At 74.8% G+C, this 540-nt stretch carries 1 protein-coding gene; it reads right to left on the bottom strand.

The window, feature by feature from the left end:
* Positions 1 to 155 precede the first annotated feature (155 nt).
* Positions 156 to 540: glutamate ligase domain-containing protein (locus tag NS220_RS18620; RefSeq protein ID WP_275934693.1), on the bottom strand; the 385-nt coding region annotated here is incomplete at its 5' end.

The following is a 540-nucleotide window of genomic DNA, read 5'->3' as shown; positions in this document are numbered from 1 at the left end:
CGGCGCCACCAGCGGCACGACCGGGGCGGTCGCCCCCTCGGGCGTCCCCTCCGGTTCCACGCGAGCCCGAGACACGTGCCTCTCCGCCGCGGGCTTCCGGGACGCGGGCGTGCGGGACGCGGGCGGCGCCGGCAGGGGGGTGGGCCGCTCCACGGTCAGACCGCCGCGGCCTCGGTGCGGGAGAGCGCCTCGAGCACCTGCGGGATGATCTGGTACACGTTCCCGCAGCCCAGGGTGACGACGTAGTCGCCGGGGCGCGCGATGCGCGCCGTGTAATCGGCGGCGGCCTGCCAATCGGGAACGTAGTGCACGTGCGCGGGGTCGGCGAAGGCTCCGCTGACGAGCTCGCCGGTCACCCCGGGCACCGGGTCCTCGCGCGCGCCGTACACATCGAGCATGACCGTGTGGTCGGCGTGGGTCTCGAGCACCTCGGCGAACTCGCGGTACATCTCCTGCGTGCGCGAGTAGGTGTGGGGCTGCTGGATCGCGATGATGCGTCCCTCACCCACGACGGTGCGGGCGGCCGAGAGCGCCGCGGCG

This window comes from Microbacterium testaceum, assembly GCF_001476655.1.
Lineage (GTDB): Bacteria > Actinomycetota > Actinomycetes > Actinomycetales > Microbacteriaceae > Microbacterium > Microbacterium testaceum_C.
The sequence above is the reverse complement of the archived record's forward strand: the minus strand, read 5'-3'. Positions and strand labels throughout refer to the sequence as shown.